General features: G+C 63.2%; 15 protein-coding genes. 8 read left to right on the forward strand and 7 right to left on the reverse strand.

Going from position 1 to position 24,134, the window contains the following annotated elements:
• The first annotated feature begins 137 nt into the window (after positions 1-137).
• The 3 genes from TMPK1_RS19735 to TMPK1_RS19745 all read left to right on the forward strand — a co-directional run bounded on the left by TMPK1_RS19735 (position 138) and on the right by TMPK1_RS19745 (position 5,894).
• Positions 138-3,131, forward strand: a complete 2,994-nt coding sequence (locus TMPK1_RS19735) for a TonB-dependent receptor domain-containing protein (protein ID WP_420245250.1) — start codon at positions 138-140, stop codon at positions 3,129-3,131.
• Between the two features lie 77 nt (positions 3,132-3,208).
• Positions 3,209-4,648, forward strand: coding sequence for a S10 family peptidase (locus TMPK1_RS19740; RefSeq protein ID WP_420245252.1), 1,440 nt, complete (start codon positions 3,209-3,211; stop codon positions 4,646-4,648).
• Positions 4,649-4,661: 13 nt separating this feature from the next.
• The gene (locus TMPK1_RS19745; RefSeq protein ID WP_420245253.1) at positions 4,662-5,894 is read left to right on the forward strand and encodes an aminotransferase class V-fold PLP-dependent enzyme; all 1,233 of its coding nucleotides are present in this window, start codon (positions 4,662-4,664) and stop codon (positions 5,892-5,894) included.
• On the opposite strand, the gene TMPK1_RS19750 is transcribed toward TMPK1_RS19745, so the two are convergent.
• Positions 5,887-7,041, reverse strand: a complete 1,155-nt coding sequence (locus TMPK1_RS19750; protein WP_420245254.1) for a pyridoxal phosphate-dependent aminotransferase — start codon at positions 7,039-7,041, stop codon at positions 5,887-5,889. The genes TMPK1_RS19745 and TMPK1_RS19750 overlap by 8 nt on opposite strands.
• Before the next feature lie 192 nt (positions 7,042-7,233).
• On the reverse strand, positions 7,234-7,539 hold the full coding sequence (locus TMPK1_RS19755; protein WP_420245255.1) for a hypothetical protein: 306 nt from the start codon (positions 7,537-7,539) through the stop codon (positions 7,234-7,236).
• 129 nt (positions 7,540-7,668) lie between these two features.
• On the opposite strand from TMPK1_RS19755, the gene TMPK1_RS19760 reads away from it, so the two are divergent.
• Positions 7,669-8,523 (forward strand): sigma-70 family RNA polymerase sigma factor, encoded by an 855-nt coding sequence (locus tag TMPK1_RS19760; RefSeq protein WP_420245257.1) that lies wholly within the window; start codon positions 7,669-7,671, stop codon positions 8,521-8,523.
• On the opposite strand, the gene TMPK1_RS19765 is transcribed toward TMPK1_RS19760, so the two are convergent.
• The 3 genes from TMPK1_RS19765 to TMPK1_RS19775 are packed head-to-tail and all read right to left on the reverse strand — an operon-like array spanning position 8,493 to position 12,443.
• On the reverse strand, positions 8,493-9,755 hold the full coding sequence (locus TMPK1_RS19765) for an MFS transporter (RefSeq protein WP_420245259.1): 1,263 nt from the start codon (positions 9,753-9,755) through the stop codon (positions 8,493-8,495). The genes TMPK1_RS19760 and TMPK1_RS19765 overlap by 31 nt on opposite strands.
• Positions 9,752-11,647: a beta-glucuronidase gene (gene uidA, locus TMPK1_RS19770; RefSeq protein ID WP_420245260.1), complete on the reverse strand. Its 1,896-nt coding sequence runs from the start codon at positions 11,645-11,647 to the stop codon at positions 9,752-9,754. Before uidA ends, TMPK1_RS19765 begins: the two co-directional genes overlap by 4 nt.
• A 43-nt stretch (positions 11,648-11,690) precedes the next feature.
• A complete protein-coding gene (locus TMPK1_RS19775) occupies positions 11,691-12,443 on the reverse strand; it encodes a FadR/GntR family transcriptional regulator (protein ID WP_420245261.1) in 753 nt (250 codons plus the stop codon).
• Positions 12,444-12,552: 109 nt separating this feature from the next.
• Between TMPK1_RS19775 and manD the strand changes: the two genes are divergently transcribed.
• The 4 genes from manD (at position 12,553) to xylE (ending at position 20,286) form a co-directional block, all read left to right on the forward strand.
• Positions 12,553-13,800: a D-mannonate dehydratase ManD gene (manD, locus tag TMPK1_RS19780; RefSeq protein WP_420245262.1), complete on the forward strand. Its 1,248-nt coding sequence runs from the start codon at positions 12,553-12,555 to the stop codon at positions 13,798-13,800.
• A gap of 216 nt (positions 13,801-14,016) precedes the next feature.
• Complete coding sequence (locus tag TMPK1_RS19785) at positions 14,017-16,266, forward strand: TonB-dependent receptor (protein WP_420245263.1); 2,250 nt, start codon at positions 14,017-14,019, stop codon at positions 16,264-16,266.
• A gap of 85 nt (positions 16,267-16,351) precedes the next feature.
• The gene (locus tag TMPK1_RS19790; protein ID WP_420245265.1) at positions 16,352-18,862 is read left to right on the forward strand and encodes a glycoside hydrolase family 3 protein; all 2,511 of its coding nucleotides are present in this window, start codon (positions 16,352-16,354) and stop codon (positions 18,860-18,862) included.
• Positions 18,847-20,286, forward strand: coding sequence for a D-xylose transporter XylE (gene xylE, locus TMPK1_RS19795; protein ID WP_420245692.1), 1,440 nt, complete (start codon positions 18,847-18,849; stop codon positions 20,284-20,286). The genes TMPK1_RS19790 and xylE overlap by 16 nt, the downstream gene beginning before the upstream one ends.
• Before the next feature lie 4 nt (positions 20,287-20,290).
• Here xylE and TMPK1_RS19800 read toward each other — a convergent pair whose 3' ends face one another.
• Positions 20,291-21,607 carry a cation:proton antiporter gene (locus TMPK1_RS19800; protein ID WP_420245267.1) on the reverse strand — a complete coding sequence of 439 codons (1,317 nt, stop codon included), beginning with the start codon at positions 21,605-21,607 and terminating at the stop codon, positions 20,291-20,293.
• Between the two features lie 64 nt (positions 21,608-21,671).
• The gene (locus tag TMPK1_RS19805) at positions 21,672-24,032 is read right to left on the reverse strand and encodes a TonB-dependent receptor (RefSeq protein ID WP_420245269.1); all 2,361 of its coding nucleotides are present in this window, start codon (positions 24,030-24,032) and stop codon (positions 21,672-21,674) included.
• Between the last annotated feature and the right edge of the window lie 102 nt (positions 24,033-24,134).

Consider the following 24,134-nt stretch of genomic DNA (forward strand, 5'->3'; position numbering starts at 1 on the left):
TCCCCGTCTTCGACAAGAAAAACTCCGCAGCCTCGCGATAATGGGACGGGCTTGGAATTGCAGGACCGCAACCGCGGAACCGGCACCGGGCAGGAATCAGGGATAGCCGGCAATGACCGGCGCTAGCGGGGGCAGTCATGCGGAAGACGACGGGACGCACTTTGTTTGCGGCATGCAGCGCGGTCGCGCTGACATGTGGCTTTGCCGGCGACGCGTTCGCGCAAGCCGCCGCAACGCAGACCGAAGAAATCGTGGTCACTGGCTCGCGCATTCGCCGCAGCAATCTCGAGACGCCGGCGCCGGTGCAGGCCGTGACCGCGGCCGAGATCGAGCGCAAAGGCATCACCAACATCGCCGACGCGATCAACGAATTGCCGATCGCCGGCATGCCACAGGCGCCGCGCGGCGATCAGGGCGACAGCGCCACCGGCCGCAACTACCTGAACCTGTTCAACCTGGGCACGCAGCGCACCTTGGTGCTGGTGAATGGTCGCCGCTACATCAGCAGCAATCCGCCCAGCGCCACCGGCACGCCGGGCAACCAGGTCGACCTGAACACGATTCCGACCGGCTTTATCGACCGGATCGAAGTGGTCGAAGCGGGCGGCGCCGCTGTCTACGGCACCGATGCCGTCGCGGGCGTCGTCAACATCATTCTGAAAAAGAGGTTCACCGGCGTCGATCTCGACTTCCAATACGGGATTTCGGATCGCGACGATTATCCGACGCGGCGCGAGCGCGGCACGATCGGTTTCGACTTCGCCGATGGACGCGGCAATTTCGCGGTCAGCGCCGAACATGCCTGGACCGGTTCGCTCACCGCCATGTCGCGTGACTGGAGCGCCGCGGGCCTGACGACCGTCTCCAACCCGCGCAACACCAGCAACACCGATGGTATTCCGGCGCAGATCACTGTGCCCGATCACCGGTTCATCGAATTCAGCGTCGGCGGCGTTCCGTTCCGCGCGCCTGCGCCGCTGCCAAATTTCATCCTGACGATGCCGAATCCCAATGGCAGCGGCACCGTGCCGGCGCTGTTCGGCCCGGGCGGTCAGTTGATCCCTTACAATATCGGCACCTACTACCAGCCAGCCTTCAGCTCGGGCGGCGACGGCTATCGTCTTGCCGACGTGACGTCGCTGGTGACGGGTGTGCGCCGGACCAACGTGTCGTCGATCGGTTCGTACGACATCGCCGACAATGTCCGTCTGAGCGGCGAGTTTTCGTACTCGAGCACGCGCGCGAAAGAGCCGGTCAACCAAGGCATCTTCAACACCGCGCTGCTGACCGGGAATAACGGCCCGATCCGCATGACGACGGCCAATCCGTTCCTGTCGGATCAGGCGCGCACGATCCTCAACAACCAGGGCGCGTCGACCTTCTTCCTCAGCCGCGCCAGCATGGATCTGGTGCCGGACGGTTCGGCAGTGTCCGCCGGCACCGAAATCTATCGCGGCGTGTTGGCGCTCGACGGCGACTTCCGCGCCTTCGATCGCGACTTCTATTGGAACGTGTCGGCCAACCACGCTTATGGCAGCGGCTATTTCCGCAGCTACGGCGTCAACGCCAACCGCTTCAATTTGGCGGTCGATGCGGTGCGCGCACCGAACGGGCAGATCGTCTGTAATTCGACCTTGCAGAATCCGACTTCGACCAATCCCGACATCGCCGGCTGCCAGCCGCTGAATCTGTTCGGCGCCGGTTCGCCGAGCCAGGCGGCGCGCGACTATGTGTCGGCGCTGTTCGAACGCAGCTACACCAACCACCAGTTCAACTATCTCGGCAGCATCGGCGGCGACGTCGTCACCTTGCCGGGCGGCAAGGTCAAGTTCGTCACCGGCCTCGAATATCGCAAGGACAGCGCCGCCTTCACGCCGAATGCGAATGCAGCCAACGGCATCGGTCGCGACATCGCGATCGCGTCGGTCAAAGGCGACTACGACACCAAGGAAATCTACGGCGAAACCGTGGTTCCGATTTTGGGCGGCAACTTCACCTTGCCGTTCGTGCAGGCGCTCGAATTCAGCGGCTCGGGCCGCTACGTCGATCACTCGATCGCGGGCACCGACAATGCCTGGAGCCTCGGCGCCAAGTGGAAAGTCACGGAAGATTTCAGCCTGCGCGGCACGCGCAGCAACACCTTCCGCACGCCGTCGTTGGTCGAACTGTTCCTGCCAGCTTCGTCGTCGCTGACCTCCGGCATCGATCCGTGCGACGCGCGCAACATCAATGCGGGTGCCAATCCGGGTCAGCGTACGGCGAATTGCCAGGCGCTGTTCCGTTCGCTGGGTCTGCCGTCGAACTTCTCGCTCACCTCGTTGGGCCAGAACGCCAGCGTCGTGAACTCGATCAACAGCGGCAATCCGAAGCTCAAGAACGAGCATTCGACGTCGTGGTCGGCGGGCTTCGTCGCGCAACCGCGCTGGGTGCCGGGCCTGACTTTCACGGCCGACTGGGTGCGCTTCAACGTGCAGGACGCGATTGTCACCTTCGATCTCGCGACCATCCTGCGCACTTGCTATGACTCGCCGGCGGGTGCCGCTTCGTGCAGCAACTTCACGCGCGACAGCCAGGCCCAGCTTGCGACCGCGCGCACCGGCTACGTCAATGCGGGCTTCATCAAGTATTACGGGCAGAACTTCGTGCTCGATTACCAGGTGCCGCTGGACAAGATCTTTGCCGGCGATCCGGGCCGTCTGGGCGTGACGCTCAGCCTCAACCACACGCAGAGCCTCGCGACCTCGGTGACTGGCTTCTCCTATGACGCGGTCCATGGCGACAATGTCGTGTCGGGCAGCGGCAGCGGTGCGCAGGCGCCGAAATGGGGCGGCAAGATCGACGTGCGCTACGACTGGGGTCCCGTCGGCGTGAACTGGACGACGCGCTATGTCAGCTCGGCCGTGTTCGACCGCACCTACACGATCGAGAATCGCGACATTCTCGGTGTCGACGAATACTGGCAGCACGACGTGGCGATGCACTGGGAGTTCCGCCCCGGCATGACCGCACGCTTCGGTGTCAGCAACCTCGCCGACGCCAAGCCGCCATACCCGATCTCATACGTTACCAACGCCCTCTATTACGACGTGATCGGCCGGTCGTACTTTGCTGGGCTCAATTTGAAATTCTGATCTTCCATCTCCCACGGGTCAGAATTTTGGAGAGCCACGTCCGTCAGGGCGTGGCTTTTCCAATTCAGGAGGCACGCATGATTGCGGTTCGCGCATTGTGGATGGCGTTGCTGGTGTCGGTGCCCGCAATCGCGGCCGACAACCCGGTCAAACTCGACGCGCCGGTCGTCACGCACGGCAGCGGCACGTTCAACGGCAAACACGTCGCCTACGACGCGACGGTCGAGCCGATCGTGGTCGCGAATGCCGAGGGAAAGCCGGCGGCCAGACTGGTCGTGATCTCCTACGTCGCAAGCGGTGCCGCCGATCCGAAACGGCCGTTGCTGTTCGTCTTCAATGGCGGGCCGATCGGCCCATCGGCGATCTTGCATATCGGCGCCATCGGCCCGAAACGCGTTGCCGTTCCCGACGATCTCAAAGCCGATCCGGCGAGCTTCCAGCTCGTCGACAATCCGTATGCACTGCTCGACGTCGCCGACCTGGTGTTTTTCGATCCGGCCGGCACCGGTCTCAGCCGCGTGCTCGATGGTGTCGATCCGAAAAGCTATTACTCGAACGAAGCCGACGCGCAGCAGCTGGTGCAGCTGGTGATCGACTGGTCGAAGCTGCACGGCCGCAGCGCCGCGCCGAAATATCTGCTGGGCGAAAGCTACGGCACGATGCGCGCGGTCGAAGCAGCGGCACAGCTGGAGAAGACCGACAGCAAGCTGGATGGAATCGCGCTGCTTGGGCAGGCGGTGAACATCAACGACTATGCGCAGCGCGCGCGCAACATCGTCTCCTTCGTCGCGTCGCTGCCGACCCTGGCCGCGACCGCCTGGAGCCACGATCGCGCCGAACGCAAAGGCCGCAGCTTCGACAAGTTCATCCAGGACGCCGAAGCGTTCGGGCGCACCGACTATCTGCAGGTTCTGTATCTGGGCGATCAGGCGCCGCAGGCGCAGCGCGATGCAGTCGCCCGGCGTTTGCAGGAATTCACCGGTATTGCCGCCGACGAACAGATCAAACGCAATCTGCGCATCACCAAAGAACAATATCGCCGGCTGTTATTTCCCGGCCAGCTGCTTGGTCTCAACGATGCGCGCTATATCGGTCCGGAAGCCGGCGGCGATCCGTCGAGCGTCGTGCCGCGCGCCTATGTCAAAGCCTTCGACCTCTATCTGCGCGACACGCTGCACGTCGATGCCGGCACCTATCTGCATGACAGCCCGTTCAAAGGCGGGCTGAATGAATGGGGCTGGGGCGCGAACCGGTCGCCGTTCGGCGACTGGAACTACACGCAGCTCGTCACCGATGTGATGCAGAAGAACCCGACGTTCCGCGTGCTGGTCGGCAACGGCTATACCGACACGCAAACGACGGTCGGTGCGATGGACTATCTCGTGGCACAATCGACCTGGCCGCGCGAACGCGTGCGTGCAGCGCGCTATGCTGGCGGCCACATGGCCTATTCGGTTGAAAGCAGCTTGCGCCAGATCAGCAGCGACTTGCGCGCGCTGGTCACTGGTGCCTGGTAGAGGACATAGGGTGATGCAACTTTCCCGTCGCGCGGCGCTGTTGGGGGCCGGTTCAATTCCCTTGTTCGACAAGGCGGCGTTGGCGGCCGCGCCGACCAGCATCACCTTTCCCGCCAAGGCCGAATTCGCGCCGATGAAGGGGACCTATCTCGACTCAGGGAGCCAGCATCCGCTGCCGCTGGGCGCGCAGCGATCGGTCGAGGCCTATTTCAAATCCAAGTCGCTCGACGCGTCAGCGCCCGAATTCGGCCTGGGCGCCAAGCGCAAGAGCGTGCTCGAACGCTTCGCCAAGCTGATCAACGCCGATCCGAACGAAGTCTGTTTCGCGCCCAGCACGACGGCGGGCGAGAATCTTGTGGTGCAGGCACTGGACCTGCCCGCCAAGCGTGGCCGCGTCGTCACCGACGCGCTGCATTTTTTCGGATCGTTCTTTCTGTACCAGGAGCTGGCGCGTCAGGGCGTCGACGTGGTGATGCTGCGGCCGAATGCCAACAGCGAAATCACCGTCGACCAGTATGAAAAAGCGATCACCAAGGACACGCGCTTCGTCGCGTTGTCGCTGGTCTCAACCATCAATGGCTACGAGCAGGATCTGAAAAAGATCTGCGACATCGCCCATGCGCGCGGCGCGCTGGTCTATGCCGACATTATTCACGCGGTTGGTGCGGTGCCGGTCGACGTGAAAGCAAGCGGCGTCGATTTCGCGGCCTGCGCCACCTACAAATGGCTGATGGGCGAGATGGGGCTGGGCTTTCTCTATGCCCGCGCCGACGCGTTGCCGAAGATCAAACGTCCTTGGTACGGCTATCACCAGATCGCCAAGTTCGAGACACATGTCTATCCGTTCGACCCGCCCGGCGATTTGATCTCGGACAGCACGCCGAGCAACGACGCGACCGGCTATTTCGAAATGGGAACCTCGGCCAACGCTGTGATCGCGATTCTCGACTGGTCGCTCGACTTTCTGCTCAACGCTGGTGTCGAACGGATCATGCAATATCGCCAGCCAATGCTGGACCGGTTGCAGGGCGAGCTGCGCAAACGTGGCATGCAGCCGATGACCCCGCTGGGCTCGCGCACGCCGCTGGTCGCCTTCGCGTTGGAGAATGCGCGCGCGCTGCAGCCCAAGCTGAAAGCCGCCAATGTCGAGATCACCTTGTCGCGCAACCGTTTCCGGTTTTCGCCGTCGGTGTTCAACGACATGAACGACATCGAGCGGGCGCTCGACGCGCTGAAAGCTACGTAAGCTGCGTGGTGCGATATTGATGTAGCGCTTTGGTCAGTTCGGTCAGGCCGCGATCGAGCGCGTCGGCCTTGCCGCCGAACCCGATCCGCACGCTACCGTTCAGGCCGAAATACTCGCCGGGCGCGACCAGGATGCGATGCGTTTCCCACAGCCACGCCGCCAGGGTGCGCGTGTCGGCAACGCCGACCACTTCCGGGAAATAGACGCAGCCATAGGCGGGCAGGTCGCCTGCGATCAGATTTTCGGCGCGCATATTCTTCTGATGCCATTCCAGCACCGGGCGGTTTTGCGCCAGCACCGTGCACCAGTGGGTTTCGAACGGCTCGATGTCTTCCAGCACCAGCGCCGCGATCGCGTGGCTGACGCGCGAGATGCCAAGCTCGCCGTGATGCGCGGCGCGGATCGTCTGCAACCGCGCCGGGTCACCGATGACCCAGCCGCATTTCAACGCCGACAGGCCGAACACTTTGGTCAGGCTGCTGACGGTGATGAATTCGTCCCCCAGCAAAGCTGCGGGCCGATGGCGATGGTCGGGCGCGAAGTCGGCATAGACTTCGTCGACCAGGATCGGAATGCCGGCTTTGCGTGCGACCGCACCCAGCGCGCGCATCGCGTCCTCGTCGAGCAAGACGCCCGAGGGATTGTGCAAATTGGTCAGCACGATCAGCCGCGTGTCGCGGCGGATCAGCTTGGCCAGATCTTCGGGCGCAATGGTGAAGCTGCCTGGCTTGCGCTGCACGAAGTCGACATCGGCGCCGCATTCGGTCGCCAGCAGCGGCAGCAGGTCAAAGCAGGGCGTTTCGCAGATGACGTGACCGCCACGCTGCAAATGCGCCTTCATCACCAACCCCATGCCCGAGGTCGCGCCGGTCGTGCATAGAATTTGTTCGTGCGAAACGCTGTAGCGCTTGGCCAGCGCGTCGACGACAAACGGATTGCCGTCGACGAACACGCCTTGATAGCGATCGGTCAGCTTGCCGCCAAAGGCGAGGCGCGACTTTTCGAGCAGCAGCTCGGTCGGCTCGCGTACCGAACTGTCGAACAGCACATGCGCCGGCTGTTGCAGCCCGCGCAGCATGTTGCGAATCCAGGTCGTGTAATCGGGCTCGTCGAAGAGGCTCGCGGCCGGCTCCGATTTTCTACGCAACATTCTGTCCCAAGCCATGCAGGCAGCACCTTTTTCCTGCTGCCATTTTAGCGATTGGGGCTGATTTATCTTTGCGTTCTCCGTCCCGAACCCGAAGCCGCGGGAATACCTTATGCAGGACGCGCTGGTTGGCGAATTATTATGCCCGCGCGAAATGACCGGCGACCGCCCCCGCGGCCGCCGGTCGCCGCGTCACGACAGGCCGTACGACTCCAGCATCTGCATTTCGTAGCGCACCGGTTCGGGCGGTGCTTCGCAGCGTGTGCTGACGTCACCGCCATAGGTCTTGAAGCTCGGCAGCTCGGTCAGAACCGACGCGTCGGTCGTATTGCTGTTGACGAAGAGATGCAAAAACTCGTTGCCGTCGCGCAGCAGCGCATAAGCGACGTCCTTCGGCGCCTTGGCGCGGAGCTCGTCAAAGACGGCACGCGCCAGTTTCTCATTCTCGTCCGCCCGGTCCGGCTTCGCCGTGTAGCGGACCACTGTAACTCGCTGCATGATCAGGTCCCTTAAAGTTGTCTGCCTCCAAGGACGCGGCGGGGAACGCGAAGGATTCGGGAGGAAAATCTTTTCGCGGGACCGAATCCTTTGGCCCGGCCCAAACGTCTGTTGCGGCGGGAGCTCTGCATGACCGATCTGACTCAAATCGAATTTTCCACCTGGCTGGCCGACATGCGTCCGCGCCTGCACCGCTATTGCGCCCGCATGGTCGGGTCGGTGTTCGACGGCGAGGATGTGGTGCAGGAAGCGCTGGCCAAAGCGGCCGAAGCCTATCCAGCCGCAAGCCCGATCGAACGGCCGGATAGCTGGCTGCTGCGCATCGCGCACAATACTGCGCTGGACGCGATCCGCCGGTCGAAGCGCGCCGCCGCCTTTCACAGCGACGTCGAACTGCCCGACGCGGTCGACGAGCGCGAAAGCGCCGACGCGCGCGTGGCTGCGACCGCCAGCCTGGCGGCGCTGCTGCAATTGCCGCCGGTGCAACGGTCGAGCGTCGTGCTGATGGATGTGCTGGGCCATTCGCTGGCCGAAACGGCGTCGATCATCGACGCGACCGTGCCGGCGGTGAAAGCGGCGCTGCATCGTGGCCGTGCCAAGTTGCAGACCAGCAGCGAGATCGACGTGCCGGTGCTCGACGAAGACGAGCGTGCGCGATTGCGCGACTATGCCGACCGGTTCAATGCACGCGACTTCGATGCGCTGCGTGCGCTATTGGCCGAAGATGTGCGCCTCGATCTGGTCAACCGCACGCGCCTGGCCGGACGCAAAGATGTGGCGGTCTATTTCACGCGCTATAGCGAGCTGCCCGACTTCCACGTCACGCTCGGCGTCGCCGAAGGCCGCAGCGTGCTGCTGGTGCGCAAGCCGCGCGACGCCGCGGTTGCTTATCCGATCCTGCTCACGTGGCGCGACGGCTCGATTGCGGCGATCCGCGATTTCCACTACGCGACTTACGTCGCCGACAGTTTGGCGGTCTCGTAAGTCGGCACCAGCAAATGCACGACCAAAAGCGCGACGAGATAGGCAGCGGAGGCGACCAGGAAGATCGGCTGGTAGCTGCCGAGCTGTTCCAGAATGATGCCGGCATATTTCGCCATCAACATGCCGCCGACTGCACCTGCCAATCCGCCCAGCCCGACAACCGAACCGGCGGCCCAGCGCGGAAACAGATCGCCCGGCAGCGCGTAGAGATTGGCGGAGAAACCTTGATGCCCAGCGCAGGCGAGGCCGATCAATCCGACCGCGACCCACATTGACGGCGTGTGCGTCGCGAAGGCGATCGGCACGGCGCACAAGGCGGCGCAGAACATCGCGGTCTTGCGCGCACGGCTGACGCTTTTCCCGCGGCCGAGCAGACGTGACGAGCCCCAGCCACCCAGAATCGAACCCGCATCAGCCAGCAAATAGACGACGACCAGCGGTGGTCCGAATTCCAGCATCTTGATGCCGTACTGTTTGTTGAAAAAATCGGGCAGCCAGAACAGCAACGTCCACCAGATCGGATCGATCAGGAACCGTCCCGCCATATAGGCCCAGGTCTGGCGCGTGCGCAGCAACACGCGCCACGGCACTGGCCGTTGCTTTTCGACCGGTTCGGATTCGATCCAGGCGAGTTCTTCGGCGCCGACGTTTTTGTGCTGGCGCGGCGAACGATAGAAACCAAGCCACGCAGCCAGCCAGAGAATGGTCAGCGCGCCGGTCGCAATGAACGCCATGCGCCAACCGAACGCAGCTGCGATCAACGGCACCAGCACCGGCGTCAGAATCGCGCCCACATTCGAGCCGGCATTGAAGATACCGATCGCCAGCGCGCGTTCGCGGCGCGGAAACCATTCACTGGTTGCGGCCAGCGCGGCGGGGAACGTGCCCGCTTCGCCGATCGCAAGCGGAATACGCGCCCACAACATCGAACTGGTGCTGGTGAAGGCGATGTGCAGTACGTGGCCGATCGTCCACATCGTCACCGCAACCGCGTAACCGATGCGCGCGCCGACCCGGTCGACTAGCCGTCCCGCGACGACATAGGACAGGCCGTAAGCGAGCTGGAAATAGAAAGCGAGATCGGCGTAGCCGGTTTCGCTCCAGCCATATTGCGCGCTGAGCTCGGGCTTCAGCACCGCAATGACCAGACGGTCGATATAGCTCAGAACGATCGCAGCGAAGAGCAGGCCGCAAACGATCCAGCGAACATTGCCGCGCGGCTTGTCGGTCATGCTTTCGCCCAGAAGCTGCGCAGGCGATGGGCAGCCAGCTTGGGACGGCGGTCGCGCGTAAACACGCCTTTATGATTCAGCGCGCCGACGCGCATGATGCTTTGCGGCGTTTTGAAATCGGCGAAGGCCCAGGGATGGGCGCCGACGATGTACGGGTATTTTTTGATCGTCTTCCAATAGAACTCGATCATGTCGGCTTGATATTCTTCGCTCCACATTTCGTCCGGCTGCGCATGCATGCCGGCGACTGCATCGGCGCCGAATTCGGTGAACATGATCGGCTTGTCGCCGTGATAGGCGCGCAACGCCTGGATGTCTTTGTCCAAGGTTGCGGCACCGTCTTCGAGACGGCCCGACACGGCGTACCAGCTATTGTACGAGTTGGTGCAGATCACGTCGCCCAACCCGACCCATTCGTTGGGCCCGCCATGCAGACTGACTAGCGCGTAGGGCCGCGTCTTGTCGAGCTTGCGCGCGGATTCGAACAGGCGCGTGAAGAACGAAGTACCTTTGGCAACCGAATCCGCCGGCGCGTCGTCGAGCGTGTGAAACGGTTTGGTCAGCGGCTCGTTGGCGAGCGACCACATGATCACGGACGCGTGGTTCTTGTCGCGCTGGATCAGTTCGGCGGTGGCGCGTTCGAGCTGCTGGTAGCGTGCACCGATCACGGCCGGCGTGTCGCTGAACACCAGGCTGACACCCGGCGTCTCGCTGATCACCAACAAGCCGTACTCGTCGGCGAGCTGCAACGCTTCTTCGGCGTAGGGATAATGCGAGGTGCGGAAGCTGTTGGCGCCGATCCAGCGCAGCAATTCGTAGTCGCGCACCAGCACCGGCAGATCCAGACCGCGCCCATGGATGGGGAAGTCTTCGTGCTTGCCGAAGCCGGTCAGGAACACGGGTTTGCCGTTGAGCAGGATCTGGCTTCCCTTCACCTCGACGGTGCGAATGCCGATCTTCAGTACATATTCGTCCGCGCCGTCGCCGAGCGTCACGACCAGGCGATAGAGGAACGGAGTCTCGGGCGACCAGGCGCGCACCGACGGAATGCGCAAGGTCGCTTGGCCGCGCCCGTCGCGAACCTCGACATTGGCGACGACATTATCGATCGCGACTTTGGCGCGACCGGTCCAGTTGCCGTTGACGGTGAACGACGCATCGACCGTGCCGGTCGAACCGTTGAGCGAGGTTGCGACCGTGACGTCGTGCACATGGATTGCCGGCGTCGTGAACAGCAGCACCGGACGGTGCAGACCCGCGTAGGGGAAGAAATCGTAGGTCGTCTGCGGGAAATGCACCGTGTGCATGCGCGACGTCTTGGGATCGGGGATCGCGGGCACGCGATCGATCTCGAGCCGGTTCTCGACCGACACGACCAGGCGGTTGCGTTCGCCTTCTTTGGCGATCCCGGTAACGTCGAACGCGAACGGCAGATGGCCGCCGACATGTTCGCCCAGCAGCTTGCCGTTCAACCAGACTTTGGCGTGATAGACGGCAGAGCCGAAGCGCAGATGGATGCGCTGGCCCTTCCATGCCGCGTCGATCCAGAGTTCGGTTTCGTACCAGGACGTGCCGAAATAGTTGCGCGCGTCGTCGAACAGATCGTTCCAGCTGCACGGAACCGGAATGCTACGCGGCTTCGGCAGGCCACTGTCAAACCAGCGTGCTGCTTCGCCCGCGTCGGTCGGATCAAGTTGGAATTTCCACATGCCCGACAGATCGCGCGTACGGCGCGTGCTGCTTTCATGCGGATAGAGAATGGTCGGCTGCGCCAGCGGAGCGATCGCGGTGGTCGATTCTTGCGCCGATGCGGTGACGGTGAGGGCAGGGCTTGCGGCCAGCACGCCAAGAACACGCACCGCGTCGCGGCGCGTCAGTGACTCGTCACCCATCTACGCTTCCTTCCCTGCGGGCGCGTTGCGCCCCTTTTTATTTTCAGCCGCTCGCGGTGTAACGCGCGCGTGTCTCGGCCATGCGCAGACGCGCCTGTTCGACTTCTTGCACTTCGGTTGCGGCCAGCAGCGAATCCAGCACGCGCGACAGGTGATTGCGCATTGCGTGGCGGGCAGCACCCGGATTGCGTTCTTTCAGCGCCAGCAGGATCGCCGCATGTTCGTCGATGCGCGGCGTGACGCCGGCGGCATGCGCTTTGACACTCAGCAACTGCGTCTGCGGCGAGCGGGCGCGCGCATCCCACAACATCTGCACGCTGGCGAGCATCGCGCTGTTGCGCGTCGTATTGGCGATCAGAAGATGAAAGCGGCGGTCGGCGTCTTCGGCTGCGACTGCGTCTTCGGCGGCGTTGTTCATTTCCGCCAGCAGCAAGTCGAGCTGTTCGATTTCTTCGTCAGAGATGCGGGTTGCGGCCAGCGCGCATGCTTCGCTTTCGATCGCGCGGCGCGCTTCGAGCAATTCGAACGGGCCGATATCCATCGCGCCCGCTTTGCCGCCGCGCGGTGCGGTGGCGGTGACATAGACGCCGGAGCCGGTGCGGACCTCGACCAGCCCATCCAGTTCGAGCGCGATCAGCGCTTCGCGAACGGTCGGGCGGGAGACCGCATAACTTTGGGCCAGCTCGCGCTCGGACGGCAGGCGCTGCCCGATTTTGTACTCTCCGCGGGCGATCCGGCCGGAAAGATCCTGGGCGACCCGCTCGTAGAGACGGCCAGATTCTGCTTTCGGAGTCATACGGCCCTCTTATCTGGTCAAGCCAATCTGGACAAGCCAAATGGCGCCACCTAGGGTACAGGCGAATAACAAGGAAGTCCTTATGGACGATGGTCTGGGGGGAGCGAAGTTGAGCAGTCCGACGAACGGGGCGAATCCGTACAAACCGCTCGAGATCCGCGCCGCGCGCGTGATCGTCACGTCGCCCGGCCGCAACTTCGTCACGCTGAAGATTGAAACCAGCGAAGGGATTTACGGCATCGGCGACGCGACCCTGAACGGGCGCGAATTGTCGGTCGTCTCCTATCTCGAAGACCACGTCATTCCGGTGCTGATCGGCCGCGACGCGCGCCGCATCGAAGACATCTGGCAGTATCTCTATCGCGGTGCCTATTGGCGCCGCGGTCCGGTGACGATGCGCGCGATCGCCGCCGTCGACGTCGCGCTGTGGGACATCAAAGCCAAGGCGCTCGGCGTTCCGCTCTACGATCTGTTGGGCGGCAAAAGCCGCGACGGCGTGTTGGTCTATGGCCACGCCAATGGCGGCGACCTGAACGAAACCGTCGAAGCGGTCGGCCGCTATATCGAAGCCGGCTACAAGGCGATCCGCGCGCAGTCGGGCGTGCCGGGATTGAAGCTCGCTTACGGTGTCGGGCGCGGCGATCTCTATTACGAACCGGCCGACGCGACCTTGCCGACCGAGACCGTCTGGTCGACGCCGAAATACCTCGACTTCCTGCCCGGCCTGTTCGAAAAGCTGCGCAGCACCTACGGTTTTGAGCCGCATCTGCTGCACGATGCGCATCACCGCCTGACCCCGATCGAAGCGGCGCAGTTGGGCAAGATGCTGGAGCCATCGCGCCTGTTCTGGCTCGAAGATGCGACGCCGGCGGAAAATCAGGACGCGTTCAAACTGATCCGCCAGCACACGACGACGCCGCTTGCGGTGGGCGAAGTGTTCAACACGATCTGGGACGCCAAGGACCTGATCCAGAACCAGCTCATCGACTACATCCGCATGTCGATCGTTGGATCGGGCGGCATCACCCATCTCCGACGCGTTGCCGACTTTGCGTCGCTCTATCAGGTGCGCACGGGCTGTCACGGCGCCACCGACCTGTCGCCGGTGACGATGGGCGCCGCGGTGCATTTCGATTCCTGGGTGCCGAATTTCGGCATGCAGGAATACATGCGCCATTCGCCCGAGACCGACGAGGTCTTCCCGCACGACTACCGGTTCGAAAACGGGCTGATGTTCGCGGGCGACACGCCCGGCCACGGCGTCGACATCGACGAAAAGCTGGCCGCCAAATACCCGTACAAACCCAAACAGCTTCCGGTCGCCCGTCTCGAAGACGGGACGATGTGGAACTGGTAGGGCGCAGCCCTACCACCCCGGCGAAGGCCGGGGTCCATGGTGGAGCGAGACGGAACCGAGACCGTATGGCCCCGCTGTGGGCCCCGGCCTTCGCCGGGGTGGCCGACCAAAAGAAAAAAGTTGATCGACCAGTTCTTGCTATTGGTCAGACCAACTGGTAGGGCAGCAAACAAAGGACGGCGATCAGCCGCCAAATAAGGATTCTGGGAGGAATTCATGAGGACGCTGCGTTCGACCACGTCGCTATCGACGTGGCTGTTGGCTGGCATGGTTGCCGCCACTGCCGCCGGAACTGCTCAGGCTCAGATTGCGGATGGTGTGCCGGCCGGTGCGCTGACCGAAGTCGTCGTCACCGCGCAGAAGCGCGAGCAGCGCCTGCAGGAAGTGCCGCAGGCGGTGCAGGTGGTGACCGGCGCGCAGCTCGAAGCTGCAGGCGTCCGTGAATTCACCGACCTGACCAAGATGGCGCCGTCGCTGGTCGTGCGTCCGGCCGAAAATCCGGTCAACGCATCGGTCTCGATCCGCGGCGTCGGCACCTTCGCCTTCTCGATCGGCGTCGAACCGTCGGTCGCGGTGCAGATGGATGACGTGCCGGTGCAGTTCCAGCCGCGCGCTTTCACCGATCTCTCTGACGTCGAACGGATCGAAGTGCTGCGCGGTCCGCAAAGCACCTTGTACGGCAAGTCGGCATCGGCCGGTCTGATCAACATCGTCACCAAAGATCCGACCACGACCTTCAGCAGCAAGGTCAACGCCATGTACACGACCGATCACGAATATCTGATCGGCGCGGCCGTGTCGGGCCCGATCTCGGACAAGTTCGGCTTTCGCGTAAACGTGACGCGCGATCAATTCGACGGCAACGTCAAGAATCTGTACAACGGCAACAAGGTCAACGGCCGCGACTTCACCGCGGCGCGCGGCAAGTTCCGCTGGGACGTGACCGACGCGCTCACCGTCACCGCGGGTCTTTGGTATGTCGATGGCGGCACGACGGTCGGTCGTCCGTTCATCGGCCTGGCGCCGAACGCGTTCCTGCGCGGCAACAGCGCACAACCGCCGACGGTCTACGCGCCGGGCGTCACTGCCGGCCCCGACAATACCAACATCACCAACAACTTCCTCGCCGGCACCAATTACACCGATCAAGGCCAGTCGCTGAAGATCGAATGGAATCTTGGTTTCGCGTCGTTGGTGTCGATCACTGGACACGATCACTACAAGCTGACCGATACGCTCGACCAGGACGACACCTCGGTCGCGACTCCCGACAACCGCCAGTTCGGCACGTTCAAACAGACGTCGTGGTCGCAGGAAGTGCGTCTCGTCTCGGCGAATGACTCGCCGATCCGGTATACGGCGGGCTTCTACTACGCCAACGTCGATTTCAGCCGTGACTTCACGCGCGGTCCGTTCTTTGCGCAGGCGCGCTGGTACGGCACGTCGGGATCGGAACAGATCGCCGGCTTCGGCCAGTTGGAATACACGTTCTTCGACAAGTTCACCGCGATCGGCGGCGTGCGCGTGCAGCACGAAAAGATCGACTACACGTTCCGCGACATTCAGAACGGCAACGCCTTCTTCAGCGGCGGCGGTACCGACGATTTCGAGACGTACAAGCTGGCGCTGCAATACCAGGTCGCCAAAGACTTCATGGTCTACGGCTCGTACTCGACCGGCCACAAAGGCCAGACCTTCGATCTGTCGACCGGCTTCAACAGCAACCGCGCACTGGCGGGGCCGGTGAAACCGGAAACGTCGAAGAGCTGGGAAATCGGTGCGCGTACGCAGTGGCTCAATCGCCGCGTCACCGCCAACCTGACCTTGTTCGACGCGCGCTATGAAGACTTCCAGGCGCAGGGCATCGAAACCTTGCCGGACGGTACGCTCAACTATCGTCTGACCAATGTCGGCAAGCTGCACAATCGCGGCGTCGAGCTGGAAACCAGCGCGCTGGTGACCGAGCAGTTCCGCGCCGGATTCTCGGCTGCGTATCTCGATGCCGAGATCGCCGACTTCCCGTTGGCGCAGTGCTTCCCGCTGCAGACCGCGGCGCAGGGCTGCACCGGCAGCCCGGCACGCCAGAACCTGACGGGCGCTACGCCGCCGCAATCGCCGAAATGGAAGCTGACCGCGACTGCGGATTACACGATCCCGCTGCCGTCGATGCCGTTCGAAGGCGTGCTGCAGGGCGTGTACAGCTATCAGACGACGGTCAATTACGGGCTGAACCAGGATCCGCAGACAGTGCAGAAGAGCTACGGCATTCTGAATCTGTCGGCCGGCATCCGCGACACGAGCGGCCGTTACGAAGTGTCGGTGTTCGTGAACAACGTCACCGACCAGCGCTACTACGCCCACATCTTCAACTCGACGGGCAACTACAACAACGTGCTGGCAACGCAGAGCCTGCCGCCGCGTGACTTCTCGCGCTACGCCGGCATCAAGGCCTCGTATAACTTCTGACCACGTGCACCTGGGTGCAGGGCTTCCCTGCACCCAGCGTCGCGTTCAAATTGCCGTCGGACCGAAAAAGACGACGGGGATTCGCGTGAACGCATCATTGCGCTTCGCACTTGCAGCAGCGGGCGCTGCATTGGTTTTTGCTGCGATCCCGGCGATCAGCCAGGTTGCAACGCCCGAGAAATGGCCGGAACTGCCGCGTCAGAATCTCGTCAGCCCCGCCGTCGCAGCGCGAATCACGACGATGCTGTCCTCGATGTCGCTCGAGGAAAAAGTCGGCCAACTGATCCAGGCCGACATTTCGACCATCACACCCGACGATCTGCGCCGCTATCCGCTGGGCTCGATTCTGGCGGGCGGAAATTCCGGTCCCGGCGACGACGATCGCGCGCCGGCCTTGGCCTGGCTTGCGATGGCCGATGCGTTTCATCGCGTGTCGGTCGAAGCGCGTCCCGGCCACACGCCGATTCCAGTTCTGTTCGGCATCGATGCGGTGCACGGCAACAACAACGTGCCGGGCGCCACGATCTTTCCGCACAATGTCGGGCTTGGCGCCGCGCACGATGCCGATCTGGTGCGCCGCGTTGCCGACGCGACCGCGGAAGAAGTCGCGGTCATCGGTGCCGACTGGACCTTCGCACCGACGCTCGCCGTAGTGCGCGACATTCGCTGGGGCCGTAGCTACGAAGGGTTCGGCGAAGAACCGTCGCTGATCCGCTCCTATGCGGCGGCCGCGATCGAAGGTCTGCAGGGACGCAAGAACACGCCCGATTTTCTCAGCGACGGTCACGTCGTCGCGACCGCCAAACATTTCATCGGCGACGGCGGTACGCGCAACGGCCGCGACCAGGACGACAATCTCGCCAGCGAACAAGAGCTGATCGACATTCACGCCGCCGGCTATCTGCCGGCAATCCGCGCCGGCGCGCTGACCGTGATGGTCTCGTACAATAGCTGGCACGGCGTGAAGATGACCGCCAACAAGGCGCTGCTCACCGACGTGCTGAAAGACCGTCTCGGCTTCGACGGCGTCGTGGTCGGCGACTGGAATGCGCAGGCGCAGGTGCCGGGTTGCACGCGCTATTCCTGCCCAGCCGCCTACAATGCCGGCATCGACATGCTGATGGCGCCGGACAGTTGGAAACAGTTGTTCGACAACACGCTGGCGCAGGTGCGCAGCGGCGAAATTCCGATCGAGCGGATCGACGACGCGGTACGCCGCGTACTGACAGTCAAATTCGTCTCGGGCGTTTTCGAACGCGCCGTGCCGTCCGAACGCTCCGACGCGGGACGGTTCGACCGTCTCGGCACGCCGGTGCATCGCGTGCTGGCGCGCGAAGCGGTGCGCAAATCGCTGGTGCTGCTCAAGAACGACGACAATCTTCTGCCGCTGCAACCCAAGGCCAACGTGCTGGTGGCCGGCGACGGCGCCGACAATATCGCCAAGCAAAGCGGCGGCTGGACCATCTCGTGGCAGGGCACCGGCAACAGCAACGCCGACTTTCCGCACGGCACGTCGGTCTATGAAGGCATTCGCCGCGCCGTCGAAGCAGGCGGCGGTCATGCCGAGCTGAGTGTCGACGGCACCTACAAGACCAAGCCCGACGTCGCGATCGTCGTGTTCGGCGAAGATCCGTACGCGGAATATCAGGGCGACCGCGAAACTTTGGAATATGCGCCGTCGGATGAGCGCGAGCTGGCGCTGATGCGCAGTCTGCAGGAACAAGACATTCCGGTCGTCGCGGTGTTTCTGTCCGGCCGTCCTTTGTGGGTGAACCGCCAGCTCAATGCAGCCGACGCATTCGTTGCTGCGTGGTTGCCCGGCACCGAAGGCGGTGGCGTTGCAGATCTGCTGGTGCGCGCGCCGGACGGCAACGCGCGCTACGATTTCACCGGCAGGCTCAGCTTCTCCTGGCCGCGCACCGCGATGCCGAACGGCAAGCATCGCGGCGATGTCGGCTACGATCCGTTGTTTCCGGTCGGCTATGGCCTGTCTTCGAAACAGACGGTCGAGCTGGCGCAGCTGCCCGAAGATCCTGGCGTCAGCCAGGTGGCGCAGCTCGATCGCTGGTCGTTCTTCCGTCGCGGCCGCGCCGCTGGTTCGTGGTCGCTGTTCGCGGGCGACAAAGACGGCGAAGAGCGCGTCACCGCCACGCGCCAAAGCAGCGCTGGCAAGATCGTCGACGTGCACGCGATCGACATCGCGCAACAAGAAGACGCCAAGCAGGTGACATGGAGCGGTGGCGGCGAAGGATCGATCTGGATCGAAGGCCGCGCCATCGACCTGTCGAGCCAGGCGCAGAACGGCGCCGTCGTTGCGATGCGCGTCAAGCTCGATGCGCCGCCGACCGACCGCGTGAAGTGGGACGTGACGTGCGGCAAGTCGTGTGGTGCGTCGATCGACGTCACCGACGCGCTGCGCGCTGCGCCGCCGGGCGAGTGGACGATGTTGAAGGTCAAACTGGCGTGCTTTGCCGGCGCCGACCTGACCAAGCTCGAACGGCCGATGCAGCTGATCACGTCGGGCAAGCTGACGCTGACCTTTACCGAACTCAAACTCGACAACGACGCGTCCGGCGCAATCTGCCCGGGCAGCTAAAAACCAAGCCAGGGAGAACAGGGATGAGCAACGGCTACGCGACGCGCATTGCGCTGGTCGCGACATTGGGTGGACTGCTGTTCGGCTACGACACAGCGGTGATCTCGGGTGCGATCGGTGCGCTCGAAGCCAACTTCATCGCACCGCAAGGGCTGAGCGAAACAGCCCGCAACAGCCTGACCGGCTTCACCGTGTCGAGCGCGCTGATCGGGTGCATCCTGGGCGGCATCGTCGCCGGTTGGGTTGCCGATCATTGGGGCCGCCGTCGCGGTCTGATCGTTGCCGCGGTGTTGTTCCTGATCTGCTCGATCGGATCGGCCTATCCCGAACTTGGTCTCGGCGTATCGGGTCCCGACGCGCTGACGCCGTTCAACATCTATCGCGTGATCGGCGGTATCGGTGTTGGCATCGCATCGATGTTGTCGCCGCTCTACATCGCCGAAGTGGCGCCGCGCGAGAAACGCGGCCAGTTGGTGTCGTACAACCAGATGGCGATCGTGCTCGGCATCTTCGGCGTCTACTTCGTCAACTACGCGATCGCGCGCGGCGGCGACCAGACATGGCTCTACAGCCACGGCTGGCGCTACATGTTTTTGTCGGAAGCGGTCCCATCGCTGGCTTTCCTCGTCTTCCTGTTCAGCGTGCCGGAAACGCCGCGCTATCTGGTGATGAAGGGTAAGGAAGCCGACGCCAAGGCGCTGCTCGAACGGATCGAAGGCAGCACGGCACCGGTCGTGCTGCAGGAAATTCGCGGCAGCCTGGTCCAACACAGCGACAAGCTTTTGTCGTACGGCTGGTTCGTCGTGATCGCCGGCATTCTTCTGTCGGTGTTCCAGCAGACAGTCGGCATCAACGCGGTGCTCTATTACGCACCGTTGATGTTCCAGAATATGGGCATGCAGGGCGACACGGCGTTCTTGCAGACCGCGATCGTCGGTGCGTTCAACGTGCTGTTCACCATCGTCGCGATCTTCACCGTCGACAAATGGGGTCGCAGACCGCTGATGGTGTGGGGCGCTGCTTTGATGGCGGTGTCGATGCTGGCGCTGGGCTTCATGTTCGCGTCGAACGCGCTTGGGCCGGCAGCGCTGGTGGTCGTCATCGCTTATATTGCGGGCTTCGCCTTCTCGTGGGGACCGGTGACCTGGGTGTTGCTGTCCGAGATGTTCCCCAACGCGATCAAGGGCAAGGCGATGGGCATCGCGGTCGCAGCGCAATGGATCGCCAATCTGATTGTGTCCTGGTCGTTCAAAGTGCTGGACGGGAATTCAGCGCTGAACGCGCTGTTCAACCATGGCTTCTGCTATTGGATGTACGGCGTGATCTCGATCCTGGCCGGGCTGTTCGTGTGGAAATACGTGCCCGAAACCAAAGGCCGTTCGCTCGAAGAGATGGAACGTTTGTGGACGGCGAAGTCGGTTTGACCGATCAGGCGGCGCGGCGAAATGGCTGCGCCGCCGCGTCTTCCCGCGGTTCGACGCGCAATAGGCGGCGGATCAGCGGCGTGGCGATGAAGGTGCTCGCGATCGCCATCAACACCAGCATGGTGAAGACCGGACGAGGCAGTACGCCCAAATCGTAGCCGATATTGAGCGCGATCAATTCCATCAGCGCGCGCGTATTCATGCAGACGCCGATCGTCACCGCGTCGCGTTGCGTTTCGCCCATCAGCCGCGCCGCGAGATAGGTGCCTCCGAACTTGCCCGCGAACGCGATCGCGATCGTGGCGAGGCACAGAACCCACATCCCGTCGCCCGCCAGCGAGCCGACATCGGTGCGCAGGCCCGTATAGGCGAAGAAGATCGGCAGGAAGAGCGCATTGACCAGGCCGCCGACGCGGCGCTGCCATTCTTCGACGAAGGTGCGGTCGTCATGCAGCGCGACGCCCATCGCGAAGCCGCCGATGATGGCGAAGACGCCGAGATTGCTAGTCGCCGACGCCGAAACGAACAACAACAGCAGCAGCAGGCTCAAAGTGCGGTTGTCGAGCTTGCCTTGCTGCAGCAGGCGCCGGCGCAGCCAACGCTGCAACGGCGGACGCACGGCGCGGAAGACCAGCGCCAGATAGGCAGCCAGCAGCACGACGCGCAGCGTCAGCTCGCCGGCGTCGAATTGCAGCAAGATCATCGCGGAGACCACACCCAGGATCAGCCAGCCGGCAACGTCGTCGATCGCTGCGGCGCCGATCGTCAGCGCCGCGATGCGCGTATGCGAGACGCCCAGCTCGATGAAGATGCGGCCCAGGATCGGAATTGCGGTGATCGACATCGCGACGGCAAAGAACAAGCGGAAGGACAGTTCGTCCGGCAGCGGACCGGGCAGCTGCGCCAGAAACCAGGGCGCGGTCACATAGCCCAGCGCGAACGGAACCGTGATACCCGCGACGCTGATCGCGACCACGGTGCGTTTCGAAGTTGCCAGCGTGTCTTTGAAACGGAATTCGAGGCCGATCTGGAACATCAACAGGATCAGCCCGACCTGCGCGATGCAGGTGAAGGCAGGCGCGGTCTGCGGCGCGAACAACGCATGCATCGTGCCGGGAAAGAACGCGCCGAACAGGCTGGGGCCCAGCACCAGGCCGGCGAGAATCTCGCCCGCGGCATCGGTCTGGCCGAGCCAGCGATTGCTGATCCAGACCACGATGCGCGTGACCACGAAGATCGCGATCAGCTGATAGAGCAGCAGCAGAACGAGATGTTCGGCGCCGGCGCCGACGGCGCTGCTTGCGGCTTCGGTTGAAGACATGCGCGCCTCAAAAAAATGCCCGGAAACGGAGGGGACTCCGCGTCCGGGCAGGTTCTGGGCAGGATTAAAAGCGATATCGGAAATTGGCGCCGAAGGTACGCGGCGGCAGATACACCGATTGGAAAGCGCCGAACGAATTCTGCGCGTTGGTTTTGATGCGATCGTCTTCGACGTTTTGCACGAACAGCTCGACCGACCAGGGCTTGTTCGACTCGTACCGGACGCTGAGGTCGGTGCGCGTGTAGCTGTTCTGCTTGTCGCCGTCGCCGAGGTTGAACACGCTGAGCCAGCTTGCCGTCTCGTAGTGGAAGCTGACACGCGGGATCACCGTCGCGCCGTTGAAGAGATGGAAGCTGTGCTCGTAGATCAGCTGCGCAGCAAAGCTCGGCGCGTGCGGCAGTTTGTGGCCGGTCACGTCGAGACAGGTGCTGATGCCCGGCACCGCGCAGGGGGGCAGGCTGTAGTCGTTGCTGCCTGCGATCAGATGATCGAGCTTGGTGTGCTGGAACGACAGCGACAGGCCAAGCAGATCGTCCACGGTCGGCCGGGCTGCGATTTCGCTTTCGAACCCATAGACGGTGGCGCCGTCGGCGTTGTTGGTGCGCAGCACGTGCGTGCCGTCGGGATTGGTGACGGGCGCGCTGAACTGGAAGTTCTTCAAGTCTTCGTAGAAGAACGCGTTGTTGACGGTGAGGCGTCCGCCCAGCAAGCGCAGCTTCAAGCCCGCTTCATAGTTGGTCAGCGTCTCGGGATTGTAGAGGAAGCCCCCGTCCTGCACGCCGCCCGACTTGTAGCCGGTCGACACGCTGGCATAGCCCATCACGTCCGGCGTGAAGTCGTAACTGACGCGGGCGAGATAGGTCATCTTGTTCCACGAGCCGCTGCCCGTGTTGTTGCTGAACACAGTCCAGCCGAGCGAGCGCGCGTCCTGGTTCACCGCAACGGGACCGCCGCAGCCGGCGCCGCAGAAGCCGATGCCGACGCCACCTTCGTTGCCGCGCTCGTCTTTGGTGTAACGCAGGCCGCCGGTGAGATGCAGCTTGTCAGTCAGGTGATAGGTCGCCTGGCCGAACACGGCCTTCGACGTCACCGTTTCTTTGGGCTGCAGGAATTCGCCGCCCCAGTTGACCGGGCCCTGCGTCGAACCGTTCAGAATGTTGATGTCGAAACGGATCGAGTTGTCTTCGTGCCCGTAATAGGCACCGAGGATCCAGTCGAGATCGTGCTTGCCGTTCGACTTCAGTTCGACTTCGTGGCTGTACGAATAGTATTTCGCGAGGTTGGTGCGATCTTCCTGTTCGTTGCCGCCGCTGGCGAAGCTGGTCGGCAACGTCGCGCCGCCATCCTGGTCGAAATTGGCGCGACCTTTGAACCAGCTATAGCCCGCGATGTACGTCACCGAGAGATAGTCGTTGATGTCGTAGTCGAATCGGCTGCGCAGGCTGTAGACGTCGCGATGCAGGAACGGCGCGATGTTGATCAATGCCGACCATTCGCTGGTGCCCGGCCGCGGCGTCTGCAGCAGGTTCATGTTGGGCGTGCCGCGATCCTGGAAATATTCGAAGTTCACGTTCCAGGTCAGGCGATCGGTCGGCTTCCACAAGGCGCTGAGGCGCACCGCGCTTTGATCCTGCGCGTTGTATTTGTCGCCGCTCTGCACATAGCGATTCGCGTCGAGCGGCTGGAAGGCGAGGTTGGTTCCGTTGGCGCGGTTGTACGCGGCGAGCGCGGCCTGCTGCTGCGCCAGCGGAATGGTCGGCGGCGCCTGGTAATCGACATAGCCGTCGTGCTTTTCGCGCGCGAAGGAGAGGCGCACCGCAAGCTTGTCGGTCAGCGGCACGTTGATCGCGCCGCGCGTTCCGACCCGGCCATAACCGCCGACACCGGCTTCGAGATTGCCGTACACGTCGTCGAGCGTCGGCTTGGCGGTTTGCATATTGACCGCGCCGACGGTGGCGTTGCGGCCCCACAGCGTGCCTTGCGGACCGCGCAGCACTTCGACGCTCTGCATGTCGAACAGCAGCGACGACGCGCCTTCCGGGCGTGCCGTGTAGATGCCGTCGACATAGAGCGCGACTTCCGGGTCGGCATATTCGGTTTTGGCGCTGTCGTTGCCGATGCCGCGCAACGTCATCGTAATGACGCCGTGATCGCCCTGCGCGGTTGCCTGAAAGCTTGGCACCAGACGCGTCACGTCCTGGATCGTCTGGACGTGATTGAGATCGAGATCGGCGCCGTTAAGCACGCTGACCGCGACCGGCGTCGATTGCAGCGTCGTCGTCCGCTTGGTCGCGGTAACGAGAATTTCCTGAATTCCGGCCTGGCCGGACGTCTCAGCCGTCTGCGCGGCGGCATTCATGCCCGTCAGCAGCGCCATCGCCGCCGTCGTCGCATGCGCGCAGAAATAGAGCTTCTTCCGCAGCATTCTCTGGTTCCCTCCCCGGGAAAAACGCAGCCGGTTTGCCCGGTCTGCAAATCTTGTTGGCGGGACGATGCGCTGGTCTGGCAGCGCTGTCAATCAAGTATG

Origin of the sequence: Roseiterribacter gracilis, assembly GCA_018332375.1 — a bacterium.
GTDB classification, from domain to species: domain Bacteria; phylum Pseudomonadota; class Alphaproteobacteria; order BOG-932; family Roseiterribacteraceae; genus Roseiterribacter; species Roseiterribacter gracilis.

Bases quoted from the DNA above. Each gene is read 5' to 3' on its own strand.
- TMPK1_RS19775 (WP_420245261.1), bottom strand. From the start codon at position 12,443: ATGACTCCGAAAGCAGAATCTGGCCGTCTCTACGAGCGGGTCGCCCAG.
- TMPK1_RS19805 (WP_420245269.1), bottom strand. From the start codon at position 24,032: ATGCTGCGGAAGAAGCTCTATTTCTGCGCGCATGCGACGACGGCGGCG.
- TMPK1_RS19800 (WP_420245267.1), bottom strand. From the start codon at position 21,607: ATGTCTTCAACCGAAGCCGCAAGCAGCGCCGTCGGCGCCGGCGCCGAA.
- TMPK1_RS19740 (WP_420245252.1), top strand. From the start codon at position 3,209: ATGATTGCGGTTCGCGCATTGTGGATGGCGTTGCTGGTGTCGGTGCCC.
- uidA (WP_420245260.1), bottom strand. From the start codon at position 11,647: ATGGGTGACGAGTCACTGACGCGCCGCGACGCGGTGCGTGTTCTTGGC.
- TMPK1_RS19760 (WP_420245257.1), top strand. From the start codon at position 7,669: ATGACCGATCTGACTCAAATCGAATTTTCCACCTGGCTGGCCGACATG.
- TMPK1_RS19755 (WP_420245255.1), bottom strand. From the start codon at position 7,539: ATGCAGCGAGTTACAGTGGTCCGCTACACGGCGAAGCCGGACCGGGCG.
- TMPK1_RS19765 (WP_420245259.1), bottom strand. From the start codon at position 9,755: ATGACCGACAAGCCGCGCGGCAATGTTCGCTGGATCGTTTGCGGCCTG.
- TMPK1_RS19745 (WP_420245253.1), top strand. From the start codon at position 4,662: ATGCAACTTTCCCGTCGCGCGGCGCTGTTGGGGGCCGGTTCAATTCCC.
- TMPK1_RS19785 (WP_420245263.1), top strand. From the start codon at position 14,017: ATGAGGACGCTGCGTTCGACCACGTCGCTATCGACGTGGCTGTTGGCT.
- TMPK1_RS19735 (WP_420245250.1), top strand. From the start codon at position 138: ATGCGGAAGACGACGGGACGCACTTTGTTTGCGGCATGCAGCGCGGTC.